The organism is Colwellia sp. E150_009, assembly GCF_053543955.1.
This window is the reverse complement of record NZ_JBHFOM010000017.1, coordinates 24,161-37,246: the sequence shown is the minus strand read 5'-3', so window position 1 is coordinate 37,246 and position 13,086 is coordinate 24,161. Positions and strand designations below refer to the sequence as shown.

At 34.5% G+C, this 13,086-nt stretch carries 11 protein-coding genes and 1 riboswitch; of the genes, 6 read left to right on the top strand and 5 right to left on the bottom strand.

All coding sequences use genetic code 11. The features are described from left to right. Positions 1-85: 85 nt before the first annotated feature. The 3 genes from ccoG (at position 86) to ACE1OF_RS09595 (ending at position 2,455) form a co-directional block, all read left to right on the top strand. Positions 86-1,474, top strand: a complete 1,389-nt coding sequence (gene ccoG, locus ACE1OF_RS09605; protein ID WP_448894121.1) for a cytochrome c oxidase accessory protein CcoG — start codon at positions 86-88, stop codon at positions 1,472-1,474. A gap of 63 nt (positions 1,475-1,537) precedes the next feature. Continuing rightward, positions 1,538-2,161, top strand: coding sequence for a cytochrome c oxidase subunit 3 family protein (locus ACE1OF_RS09600; RefSeq protein ID WP_448894120.1), 624 nt, complete (start codon positions 1,538-1,540; stop codon positions 2,159-2,161). 9 nt (positions 2,162-2,170) lie between these two features. Continuing rightward, positions 2,171-2,455, top strand: coding sequence for a cytochrome C oxidase subunit IV family protein (locus ACE1OF_RS09595; RefSeq protein WP_448894119.1), 285 nt, complete (start codon positions 2,171-2,173; stop codon positions 2,453-2,455). A 106-nt stretch (positions 2,456-2,561) separates the two neighbouring features. On the opposite strand, the gene ACE1OF_RS09590 is transcribed toward ACE1OF_RS09595, so the two are convergent. Beyond that, complete coding sequence (locus ACE1OF_RS09590; protein WP_448894118.1) at positions 2,562-3,818, bottom strand: glutamate-5-semialdehyde dehydrogenase; 1,257 nt, start codon at positions 3,816-3,818, stop codon at positions 2,562-2,564. 1 nt (position 3,819) lies between these two features. Then, complete coding sequence (proB, locus tag ACE1OF_RS09585) at positions 3,820-4,983, bottom strand: glutamate 5-kinase (protein WP_448894117.1); 1,164 nt, start codon at positions 4,981-4,983, stop codon at positions 3,820-3,822. A gap of 279 nt (positions 4,984-5,262) precedes the next feature. On the opposite strand from proB, the gene ACE1OF_RS09580 reads away from it, so the two are divergent. Together ACE1OF_RS09580 and ACE1OF_RS09575 are read left to right on the top strand one after the other, a co-directional pair. Further along, positions 5,263-6,171 carry an acyltransferase gene (locus tag ACE1OF_RS09580; protein ID WP_448894116.1) on the top strand — a complete coding sequence of 303 codons (909 nt, stop codon included), beginning with the start codon at positions 5,263-5,265 and terminating at the stop codon, positions 6,169-6,171. Between the two features lie 12 nt (positions 6,172-6,183). Beyond that, a complete protein-coding gene (locus tag ACE1OF_RS09575) occupies positions 6,184-7,443 on the top strand; it encodes a mechanosensitive ion channel family protein (RefSeq protein ID WP_448894115.1) in 1,260 nt (419 codons plus the stop codon). Between the two features lie 162 nt (positions 7,444-7,605). Here ACE1OF_RS09575 and tesB read toward each other — a convergent pair whose 3' ends face one another. Continuing rightward, a complete protein-coding gene (gene tesB, locus ACE1OF_RS09570) occupies positions 7,606-8,463 on the bottom strand; it encodes an acyl-CoA thioesterase II (protein ID WP_448894114.1) in 858 nt (285 codons plus the stop codon). Between the two features lie 177 nt (positions 8,464-8,640). On the opposite strand from tesB, the gene ACE1OF_RS09565 reads away from it, so the two are divergent. Continuing rightward, positions 8,641-8,898, top strand: a complete 258-nt coding sequence (locus ACE1OF_RS09565; RefSeq protein ID WP_448894113.1) for a hypothetical protein — start codon at positions 8,641-8,643, stop codon at positions 8,896-8,898. 194 nt (positions 8,899-9,092) lie between these two features. On the opposite strand, the gene ACE1OF_RS09560 is transcribed toward ACE1OF_RS09565, so the two are convergent. Both ACE1OF_RS09560 and ACE1OF_RS09555 read right to left on the bottom strand, forming a co-directional pair. Further along, entirely contained in the window at positions 9,093-10,976 is a 1,884-nt protein-coding gene (locus ACE1OF_RS09560; protein WP_448894111.1) for a tetratricopeptide repeat protein, read from the bottom strand. A 126-nt stretch (positions 10,977-11,102) separates the two neighbouring features. After that, a riboswitch (cyclic di-GMP riboswitch) is annotated at positions 11,103-11,185 on the top strand. Positions 11,186-11,267: 82 nt separating this feature from the next. Further along, complete coding sequence (locus tag ACE1OF_RS09555) at positions 11,268-13,052, bottom strand: DUF885 domain-containing protein (RefSeq protein ID WP_448894110.1); 1,785 nt, start codon at positions 13,050-13,052, stop codon at positions 11,268-11,270. Positions 13,053-13,086 lie beyond the last annotated feature (34 nt).

Here is a 13,086-nt window from a genome sequence, read left to right as displayed (position 1 = left end):
ATTAAAATCAATGTGTTATTGTTTTTTATTGTTGGCCTGTTTTTTGTTATAGCTTGGTAAATTAATTATTAAGCTGTTGTTAGCAATGAACTTTGATCTTCAAGAAGAAAACCTAATTATTAAACCCTATAAATCTAATCAGTCAATTTATGTTCGAGAGCAGAAAGGGGATTATCAAAAAATTCGACGACTACTAAGCTGGATATTAATTTTTATATTCATTTTACTCCCATTTATTCAATACAACGGCCAGCAAGCTGTATTGCTTGATATTGCCAAGCAACAGTTTAGATTTTTTTCTGTAACCTTTTGGCCACAAGATTTTATTTTGTTAGCCAGTATTTTCATGGTTGGAGCTTTTTCGTTATTTTTTGTGACATCTTGGTTAGGGCGTGTGTGGTGTGGTTTCGTTTGTCCACAAACTGTATGGACATTAGCTTATGTGTGGGTAGAGCATCGAGTTGAAGGAACGAGAAATCAAAGAATTGCACTTGATAAACAGCCAATGACATTCAATAAATTTCATAAAAAAAGTATAAAACATTTTCTATGGTTATTAATGTCTTTTATTAGTGCTAGTACCTTTATTTCTTATTTTATTCCTGTTACCCAGTTATATAGTAATATTATCCAATTGGATTGCTCTGCTATAGTGACGTTTTGGTTATGTTTTTTTACGTTATGTACCTATGGTAATGCGGGTTGGTTAAGAGAAAAAGTTTGTACTGACATGTGTCCCTATGCAAGGTTTCAAGCGGCAATGTTTGATAAAAGTACCTTGCTTGTGGCCTATAATAAATCTCGTGGTGAAAAAAGATCACCACGTAAATTGAAAGATGACCCCAAGGCGCTTGGCTTGGGTGATTGTGTTGATTGTAATCTTTGTGTAGACGTTTGTCCTACAGGTATAGATATACGAAATGGCTTACAATATGAATGTATTAATTGTGCTTTGTGTATTGATGCGTGCGATGAAACTATGGCTCGATTCAATTACTCAAAAGGTTTAATTTCATTCACCAGTGAGCAAGCATTATCGAATGAAAAATCAAAAAGAACTAATTATAAAGTGATTGCCTATGGGCTTTTTACTATGATTATTTTTACATTAACAACCTATTGGATAAGCACTCGGATTCCATTAGAAGCCTCTATTTTACGAGATAGAAATATGCTTTACCGTACTAATTATTTAGGTATTGTAGAGAATACCTATACGCTGAAAATACTTAACAAAACCCAGCAAGACTCACATTATAAAATTTCAGTTGCGGGTCTTGAAAACGCTAATCTAACCTTACCTAAAAATTTAATGGTTAAAGCTGGCGTAATGAGAGAATTTCCTCTGACCTTATCTGTTGATAGTGAAAAAATGAATCAAGCAATAATTGATATTAGTTTTACCATTCAATCTATAGAACAACCACAGGTTTCTTTAGATAAATCAATGATTTTTTACAGTGGTATGAAATAATCTAATAATACCATAGATGGTATAACAACATACATTCGTGTAGTAATCTCTAATAGGTGATTTATGAATATTGTTACGGAAAATACTTTTTATTTAAACGGCTGTGGTGCAGTGAAAAATGAACCTGAAACGGTTAATAAAATACCAGGCAACAAAGCGGTTTGGGTGGGGATTTTTGCAGAATTAACTGAATTTGCTTTGTTTTTTATTATTTATTTTATTGCTAAGGCGCATTACCCCGAGCAGTTTAATCAAGGTCCATTACAGCTTAATACCTTAGCGGGAACGCTGAATACAGTTGCTTTAATTTCAAGCAGTTATTTTGTTGCTAAGGCTTTAGCTTCTATTCGTGTTAATAAACCAGATGAAAGTATTAAGTGGTTATGGCGTGCAATTTTATGTGGAGGCATCTATTTAGTTATAAAAGTGTGGGAATATCATTGGAATGTTGATCAAGGTATTCAAACTAATACAAATAAGTTTTACACCTTGTATTATTATATGACGTTTAACCATTTGCTTCATGTTGGTTGGGCTAGTGGTAGTTTAATTTGGGCTATTTTTCAGCTTAAATCTGGTCGTTATACACAGAGTAATCACCTTGGCTTAACGGCAATAGCGTCCTATTGGCATATGGTAGATCTTGCCTGGGTTATTATTTTTCCACTGTTATATGTACTTAGATAAGGAGCGATAATGTTTAAGTTAAATGTGTTAGATATATCTTGGATTATGCTAATGCTAGTTACATTGGCGAATGCGTTAGTAGCAGAAACCGCAGACAAAAGTTTAGTCATTACAGCCGTAATTTGTTTTTCTATTGCCTTTAAGGGGAGAAGAATAATGGATTATTTTATGGAGCTAAATCATGCAAATAGAACAATTCAGCTGTTTATGAGAGGGTATTTTTATGTTTTTCCACTTTTGATTTTTTTTGCTGATTTATTTTCTGAAGAATTAGCGATACTCACCACGCTTTGATGGAATTGCTCTGAGTTTTATAACGCCCTAATACTCATCTCCTGCTTCGCAGGGAATAAGTATTAGGGTTATTGTTTTAAATAGTGAAGTCGATCAGCTTGGCTTGCTACTCCCTGATTTGACCATCACCAAAAACAACAAATTTTTCTGTGGTTAATGACTCTAGCCCCATCGGACCATATGCATGCAGTTTGCTAGTTGATATACCAATTTCAGAACCGAGTCCTAATTGGTTACCATCAGAAAACCTAGATGAAGCATTTACCATCACAACGGATGAGTTGATCTGACGTATAAATTGTTGGGCGCGAGAAGTGTCTTGTGTGACAATAACTTCAGTGTGATCTGAAGTGTATGCATTAATATGAGCAACGGCATCATCATAGCTAGTGACAACTTTAACGGCAATTTCTTGAGCTAAATATTCCGCATGATAATCATCGTCCGTTGCCTGTTCAGCATTGTTAAAATACGGCAGACTTTTTTCACAGGCATGAATTTTAACATTTGCGGCATCCGCTAATGCTTTAGCTGCTAAGGGTAAAAATTCAGCTGCAATATCCTTGTGCACTAACAAGGTTTCGAGTGAGTTACATGCACTGGGTCGTTGGGTTTTTCCATTAACTAAAATATTAATGGCCTTGCTTAACTCAGCATATTTATCAATAAACAAGTGGCAAACACCTTTAAAATGCTGAATAACAGGAATACGACTATTCTCACTGACATAACGAATTAAGCCTTCTCCACCACGCGGGATCACTAAATCGATAGTATCACTTTGTTTTAGTAATTGCTCAATAACACTACGGCTAGTATCAGGAATAACACTGACAATATTTTTATCAATACCATGCTCAGTGAGTACTTGATGTAAACAATTAGCTAAGGCTAAATTAGAATGAATAGCTTCAGAGCCTCCGCGAAGAATAACGGCATTTCCCGATTTTATACAAAGTGCAGCTGCTTCCGCAGTAACATTAGGGCGTGCTTCATAAATCATGGCAATGACACCTAAAGGTATGCGCATTTTTCCTACCTGCATACCGTTAGGACGTAATGATAAATTTGCAATATCGCCAACAGGATCAGTTAAAGCAACTATTTCACGAATAGCGCCACTTATGTCTTTAATGCCTTGTTCAGTTAATAAAAGCCTATCAAGCATAGCTTCAGCTAAGCCTTTTTCTCTACCCGCTGCAATATCTTTACTGTTTTCTTTAATAATTTGATCACTACTGACCTCAATGGCATCAGCAATACTGTTTAATAGTGTATTTTTTTCAATTGTTGTTAGTTGGGCTGCAACCCTACTTGCTACTTTTGCATTCGTTGCCATTGTTGCCATATTAAATTGTTGCATCTTATTGTGCTCCTTTGATTTCAGTTTCTTTCGGCGCTACTTTGGCAGGTTTAACTTCAATATTTTGTTCAAGAACGACCATGTCATCACGATGGATGACTTCGTCACCAGCGTCATGCCCTAAAATGAGCTTGATTTCGTCGCTGTGTTTACCCTTTATACGTTTTAATTCTTTATTACTATATTGGGTAATACCCTTTGCTATGATGGTTTTAGTTTGCTGATCAATTATATCAACACAGTCACCGACATCGAATATTCTAGCAACAGACTTAATACCTACGGGTAATAGTGAAGCACCTTTGTTTAAAAGAGCATTTACAGCACCTTTATCTAAGGTTATTCTGCCGTGACTTTTTACCGTATGTTTTAGCCAGTGTTTTTTAGCTTTAATGGTGTTTTGCTCAGCCGAGAAAAGCGTTCCTGGATTCACTCCACGTATTAATGACTCAAATACTTCGCTTTTGGTGCCGTTGAGAATAAAAGTGTTAATACCATGTTCTGTGGCTTTTTCTGCCGCTTCTATTTTGGTTTTCATTCCCCCAGTAGATAAATGGTTACGGCTGGTGCCTGCCATGGCATATATTTCATCGGTAATTTCATCAATTTTAGGAATCAATACCGCATCATCATGAATGTTAGGATCTTTAGTAAATACACCGTCTATATCACTCAAAATAAATAGACAATCAGCTTCACAGGCTTGTGCAACTAGGGCTGAAAGGTTGTCATTATCCCCTACTTTTAGATCTTCAGTTGTTACCGTATCATTTTCATTAACGATGGGAAGAATGCCATTTTCTAATTGAATTTGGATGGTGTCTTTTATAGAGATATAGCGCTCACGATCTTCAAGATCGTCTTGAGTGATTAATATTTGACTGCAAGGTATATCAAAAAATCGTTGCCAGTTTGCCATCATTTTCATTTGGCCAACACTTGACATAGCTTTTTTCATTGAGACTGATAATTCTGGGCTACCATGACGGATAACACTACGGCCAGCAGCAACACCACCTGAAGAGACTAGAATAACTTCCTTATCTTGTTGATGACATTTAGTTATAAATTGAGCTATTGCTAAAATATACTTTCCGCTACAACCATTTTTGGCAGGAGCGACTAAAGCGCTACCCACTTTGATTACAGCTCTATTAAAATTCATTTTTCCTCCTGTTATTATTTGCTTGTTTTAGTATGCTAAAAACTGGGTAGTCATTCAACTTATATAGGTAAAAATTCACAGTTAAAGTTAGACATTATTGTGCGCCTAAATACTGATAAAGCATATCTCTTTTTTTATACCCAAACCACCTCAAGATGCTGAAACGAGCATCTTGAGGTGGTTTGGGTATATAAATTAATTAAAAATACAAATTCTTGACAAAGCGTGATTAAATATAGTTAATTTATTTTTTTGTAACTGACTTAAACGTTTTTAATCATGCTTAATTTTCTGCCTGCGCCACTTATTGCTATTTTGTCTTTTTGTTTTTACACCCTTAATACCGTGTTTTGGGTTATTCCTATTGTTGTTTTTTCTTTACTTAAAGCGATAATCCCTTTAAGTTTTTTTCAGAAGGTTTTAAGTTATTTGTTAGATTTAATGGCGAGTAATTGGGTTGCAATCAATACACTTAATCAAAAGCTCTTTACTAAAATGAATCTTCAAATCACAGGTTTGGAAGGGTTAAATAAAAGAGATTGGTATTTGGTGTTAGCGAATCACCAGAGTTGGGTGGATATTCTGGTGCTCCAAAGAATTTTGCATGGTGAAATTCCTTTTTTAAAATTCTTTTTAAAAAAGGAATTAATTTATGTTCCCATTTTAGGGTTAGCTTGGTGGGCGTTAGATTTTCCTTTTATGAAACGTTACTCTCAAGCTTTCTTAAAAAAGAATCCTCATTTGCGTGGTAAAGATTTAGAAACCACGCGTAAGGCTTGTGAAAAATTTAAACATAAGCCTGTAAGTGTTATGAGCTTTATCGAAGGCACTCGTTTTACACAAGTTAAACATGGTAAACAAAATTCACCTTATAATCATTTGTTAAAGCCTAAGGCTGGTGGCGTTGCTTTTGTACTTGATGCGATGGGCGAATATTTAACTACTATTGTCGATGTTACGATTTATTATCCTGACGGCATTCCAAGTTTTGGCGATTTTCTTTGTGGTCGTGTTAAAAATGTTCATATTGAAATACATACACAGAAAATTTCTCATGAATTAAGTGGTGATTATGCCAATGACCGCGCACATAAAATAGCCTTTCAAAAATGGTTAATGCAATTTTGGCATGATAAAGATGTTAGACTTGATAAAATGCAACAAACGGCTAAGTCAATTGAACGCTAGTAAGGGATTTATATGAATGATTTAATAACAACTTGGGTACTAAAGCTAGGGATTGGTGATGAATACCTTGAAATAAGTGTGTTGCTGATGAGCCTATTTGTTATTTTATTTATAGCAGTAATTAGTTACTACATTGCTAAAAATCAAATTCTTAAAATAACTTATAAATTGATTATTAAAACCAAAAACCAATGGGATGATACCTTAATTGAATATGGTGTATTAACGCGCCTTACATTGTTACTGCCTTTCATTTTTATTTTATTGATGACCCCCCTTATTTTTACTGAAGAGTCACTGGCCGCTAATTTACTTATATTATTTGCAAAGATATTTTTAACCTTTCAAGTTGCTCACAGTATAAGTGCAATGCTTAATGTAGGTAAAAGTTTATATGGTGAAACAGCCAAGCAAAAATATTTACCACTTAATGCTATCATTCAAGTAATTAAGTTAGTTGTTTATCTTGTTGCTGTCATTGTCATTATTGCGCTTATTCTAAATAGATCTCCAATATATTTACTGAGTGGTTTAGGCGCGTTAACTGCGGTGCTTATCTTGGTTTTTCAAGATACCATTAAGGGATTGGTTGCTAGTATTCAAATTTCGGCCAATAAAATGGTTGTAGCAGGAGATTGGATTGAGCTACCTAAATATGGTGCTGATGGTGATGTGATTGAAATTGGTTTAAACACGGTTAAAGTGCAAAATTTTGATAAAACAATCACGACAATACCGACATATGCTTTGATTAGTGATTCGTTTAAAAATTGGCGTAATATGTATCACACAGGGGCTAGACGTATTAAACGTAGCTTACTGATAGATATTGGTAGTATTAACTTTTACTCGTTGGAAAAAGTTGATTTTTTAGCAAGTACCAGCTTGTTGAAAACTTATTTAACAGATAAAAAAAATAAACTTGAAATTGAAAATAAAATGTTAAACCAAGGCGGACATTCGAGTGTTATTGATACGAGACAGTTAACGAATATCGGGACGTTTCGAGCTTATATAGAAATGTATCTACATGAGAATGTTAATATTCGTAATGACTTAACTTTAATGGTGCGGCAGTTACCTGCAACAGCAAGTGGTTTACCATTAGAGCTATATTGTTTTGCCAACACAACAGATTGGGTTCAATATGAAGCAATTCAAGCTGATGTTTTTGATCACTTATTAGCCATTGCTCCACATTTTGATTTGCGTGTCTTTCAAAATCCTACAGGGTTTGATTGGAAAAGTTCAGCAGTAAATAGCAAACTGTGATTAAGGAATTGCTATTCATCCGTGCTCATCTAAACTCGGTTGAGTTTTATACCATATATGGTATTACTAATAGAAATAGAAAATCGCTCAAGCTAGCGTATTAGTTGAAATAATATTGTTAAATATTTCAACTAATTAAAATTTCGGGTGCGCTAGATTAGGCTATCGTTGCCTAATAACACCTTCTTGCATCGTTGAAGCGACAAGCTCGCCTCGACGATTAAAAATTTGTCCACGAACTAAGCCTCGTCCGTTGCTAGCAGAAGGACTATCTATACAATACAACAGCCAGTCATCAAAGCGAAATGGACGATGAAACCACATGGCATGGTCGACCGTTGCTATTTGGAAGTTTGGCAGCAAATGGCTAACACCATGGGGTAATAATGACGCAGGTAAAAAATGAAAATCAGATGCATAGGCAAGCATACAACTATGGCTGCGTAGGTCATCAGATAAACTTCCATTGGTTTTAAACCAAATTTGGTATGTAGAGTCTGCCTTTTCTGGCTTTAGCCAATTATATTGTTGGATTGGGCGAATCTCTATTGGCTTTTCAGCTAAAAATTTATCGCGCATTGCTTTAGGTAGAGCATCTTGATTTTCTACAATAAAATCGCTGTACGAAGGAATACCATCAGGCCCCTGGACTGTGGGCATATTGTCTTGGTGATTAAAACCATCTTCGGGTTTTTGAAAAGAAGCGGTCATGTAAAAGATTGCTTTGCCATTCTGTATTGCTTGCACTCTTCTCGTGCTGAAACTCGCACCGTTTCGAATATCTTCCACTTCGTAAACTACAGGCTTGGACGCATCACCAGCACGTAAAAAGTAAGAGTGAAGAGAATGCACAAAACGGTCTGAACTAATGGTTTCTTGTGCGGCTGATAATGCTTGTCCCATTACTTGTCCGCCAAACAAAGCTCTAAAGCCTAAATCTTGGCTTTGTCCTCGGTATATTCCCTGTTCTATTATTTCTAATTTTAGTAAAGAAAGTAACTCATCTAAAACAATGCTCATTTAAATACTCTATATTTTATTTATATTTTCAGACATAATAACAGGTATTATTCATTTAATAAGTGTTGATGTCTAAAACAAATTAGGATATTTTAGCTCGATATTTTATTTAATTTTGTATATTTAACATATTTTTATTACCGTTGTTGGTATGATTTGTTAAATTTTGAGATTTATATGCAAGCTAACATTCAAAGAGAAGCCTTACTAGAAAGACGAGAGCAAAATAGTGATGTAACAAGCACATTATGGGCTAGGCTTTCGTTAGCTCAAAAATTTGCAGCAAGTAGTTTATCTCAATTTGGTTATGATCTTGCTTATATTCGCCATAGCCATCATGGTAATATTGCGATATTGCAATGTAATGGGAATACCGCCACTATTTCTATAGAAGGCGAAATTGATACTGCAGCCAATATTAAAATGAGAAGTTAACCTGAACGGTTTAATATATTCTAACTTGATAGTTTTTCTTAATTTAAGGCAAATTTCGCGTCAATAGGGAACTATTGCAAGTAAATTTAACGATGAAGTAAAGAAAATAGCTGCTAGAGAAACATTTATTAAGCTGAGCTCAGGTAAGTTAGCCTTTCAATTCCAACTCAATATAGCACTTTTAATGCGTTTAGTTACTGATTTATTTTTATTGAATTACTTAATTGTGAGAGATAAATATAAGGGTCTATATCTTGAAAATTCGGGCTTTCAGTTGAGTAGGCAATAACAACTGAAAAATCACCTAAATTAGCAAAGAATCTAAGCTTTAAGTCTAACACTAATTTTTCTATCACCATGGCTACTTCTTTTTTATGTTGGTGAGGAAAAATGAGTAAATATTCTCCTTCATGAACTAACCCTGCGCTTTCAAATTCATTGATGTGCTTGTTGATTACACTGGCTATTTCTCGCGCAACTTCCGCCACTATTTTTTTATTAAATTGAAAGGTCAATTCTTGCCAATTACTAATTGAAATATAGCTTAGTGTCAGAGGGTATGAGTATCTTCTGGCCATATTAAAGCTTTTTTCATAAAGCTCTTTGGTTTGTATTGGTGTGGCAATCATATGGCTTGGTTTTTCTATTGCCTCATGTGCATTTTTGAGTTTTTTAGCTCTATCTTGTAACCAACAAAATATAATAAAGCACAGTAATAAAAATATTAGACTTGATAATATTACAATGACGATTTGTTGCTGTTTATATTTGGTTGAATAAGAGGCGGCTGATGCACTTTGCTCAGCAAGTTTTACAGAAAGGTCGCGTGCTTTTGTACTAGCCACTATGTTTGCTGATTTAGCTGAACTGATTGTGTGTTTAGTTGCTAGTGGATTATTTGATATGGATGTTCTTTTCAATGTTAGTAGGGCTGAGCTATATTTTTTTTGCCAAAAATAGGCTTTGCTTATATGATTGTTATGTGCGTGCAAGTCAGCAAGTAATTGATATATAATTATATAATCATTGGTTAAGTCTATGTTTATTGCCAATTCCTCTGCTTCTTCTAGTAAAGCGAAAGAAGCCTGTTTCTCTTTAGTTAAATTATTGAGCTGAATTAATGAAATAATTGTTTCTAGATAAGGGGTTGTTAAATTGTGTTGATAGAATAATATTTTTGCTTGTTTAAGCTCTGCTTTTGCTTCAGTAAATTGTTTTTGCTGTAAGAGAGTTAATCCCAACCCTTGGCTAGCATATGCCATATGTATTTTGGCTGATTTTTTTTGAGCATATTTTTTAGATTCCCAGTAGGCATTATATGCATCATCTAATCGATTTAAACGGTAAAAAGTATTACCTAAATGGTAATAGGTTTTTTCAACATTCTCTAACCTTTTTAATTTAAATCGTAATTGTAATATTTTTAGATTCATTGTTAGGGCTGTTTGATAATCGGTTAAGTGGTAGTAAGCATTGGCTAAAATACTTAATAAGGCGATGTGTTCTGCAAAAGATGGATTTTCTTCGATGATAGATTCTATTTTTTGTAAATCATTTAATGCTGATTCATACTGGTTTAACATGGCATAGGCAACACTTCGATAACTTAATGCAAATAAAGAATAGGAAACCTTATTTTTATCTTGAGGCATATCGATAGCCTCTTGAGCAGTGATCAGCAGTTGTTTATATAATTTTTTGGCTGAAAGAATATCAGCTAACTTGATTTGTAAACATAGCTTTATTGGATCTTGTCCTGGAAGTGCAGTTAAACCATCTTGAATAAATTGATATGCGGTTTCTAGTTCACCCTTATTGCTTGTTACATAGGCAAGTAATAAATACGTTTTGGCGATGATTGCGTTTGGGTACTTTTCTCTTTGAATAATGATTTGATTACTTAATGTTAATACTTCGTTGTAATCGAGCTTTTCGTTGTTTTGAGTAATCAAAAACTCTACTTTTTTAATTAGTTGATCTTTTGGTGATTGTGTTTGTTCTGCAGGAAAAACACTGAAACTTATTGTTAATAGCAGGTATATTGGCATAAGTTTAAATAGAGTAAAAATTTTTTTCATTATTAACCTGAGTAAAAACACAACGTTAGAAGAGTAACAAAATCATTTTAACGTGATTAGCATTAGGATGTTAGTTATTTGTTTACAAATTAAATTGGAAGGTTATAATGAATTCGAGCTACTAAAGCTCGACAAGGGCAAATCTAGTGAAAACTAGAGACGCAAAGTAACCGGTCTAACGGGAAACCTATGACAGCGGTACTGCCAAATTTAGATGTAGTGGGGGCTCTTCTATTTTAAACAGTCTACTGTTTTTCCTCGGTTTTCTTTGCGTGGCTTCCTTGCCAATTCTTATTTCTTTATGGTTTTATTTTCCATCTTTTCAGCTATATATTGATTAATAATTTTTTCTAGCATGCTTAATGGCATAGAACCATTTTTTAATATTTGATCATGAAAATCACGTAAATCAAAATCTTCGCCTAGGGCTTTTTCTGTTTTCTTTCGTAAGCGCTTAATGGTTAATTCACCAATTTTGTATGATAATGCTTGTCCTGGCCATGAAATATATCGATCAATTTCTGTTTGCACATTATGCAGTGATAATGCGGTGTTGTTAGCTAGGTAATTTATTGCTTGTTCTCTTGACCAACCTTGATCATGTATGCCCGTGTCGACAACAAGTCGACAAGCGCGCCACATTTCATAGGTCAAGCGGCCAAAATTTTGGTATGCATTTTCATATATGCCTGCTTCTATACCAAGGTATTCGGAATATAAGCCCCATCCCTCACCAAAAGCAGAGATATAAACACGGTTTCTAAATTTTGGAACATTCAACATTTCTTTAGCAATTGACCCTTGCAGGTGATGTCCTGGCACCGCTTCATGCAAAGTTAATGCTGGAAGCACATATAATGGTCGTCTATCTAATCGGTAGGTATTCACCCAATAGTTACCTGCTTGGTCATCACGAGCAGGACCCGAATAACGACCCGTTGTATATTTGGGGGCTATGCTAGCAGGTACTTCAATTACCCCATAAGGTGTTCTCGGTAGTGTTTTGAAGAGCGAGGGCAGCTTCGCGTCCATTTTTTTGGCAATGTAAGATGCTTCTTTAAGTAATTCAATAGGCGTTTTTGCGTAAAACTGTTCATCATTGCGTAAAAAATTAATGAAGGCGGCAAAGTCACCATCAAACTGAACTGATTTTATAATATCGTTCATTTCAGCGCGGATACGTTTAACTTCTTCTAGGCCTATTTGGTGCACTTCAGCAGCGGTGATATCTATGGTGGTATAATGCTCAACGCGGTTTTGATAATAACGGTTACCGTTTGGTAATGATGTGGCAGCAATATTATTTCTTGCATTGGGTTTATATCTATTCACCATAAAATCATAATACTTTTGATAAGCAGGTATGACTTGTTCCGTAATAATTTTTTTAGCGTCTGCTTTTATTTCAGCTTGAGTTTCTTTGGGGATATAGTTTGACATTTTTTTAAAAGGACGATAGTAATCACTATCAGTGACTTCTTTATCAATAAAGGCAATGATGGATTGTTCAAAACCGTTCAATACTACTTTGGGTTGAGTAATTCCAGCTTCTATCCCCAGATTCATCCAAGCCATTTGTTGATCAAAGTAATGGGGAAGGGCACGTAATTTTGATAAGTAATCTCGATAATCTTGTATGCTTTTTAAGTTAACTTGCTGGCTAATTTTAGCAATCCAAACATGAAAGCCCGCTTCAGCAGTTAAGGGCATGTAGTGTTCTTTATTTTGATAATTATCTAATTGGTTTTTTAGTGTATAGGTTAATATTGCATGATTAATTTTATTATCAACGCTTAGTTTTTCAGTTTTAATATTCGTTAAAGCTCGATAAATTTTCTGTCGCTTTGAATTTTGTTCTGCCAGAAATTCTGGAGACAAATCAGGTAATTTAGCATTATTCCCACCCTCTTTAGGATCGTTAAAAGGACTATTGTTTTGATAAAAAACTTGATATACATTAATTAGTTGTTGTAATTTATGATCAGCTGTTGTGACAACTTCTTTTGGAGTGGAATGATTTGTGTGGCTACAGCTTGATAATAAAAGCAGATAAAAAAAGGGTAAAAAATATTTCATTAAAATTATTTCATTTAAATAAGTCGCGTCTATT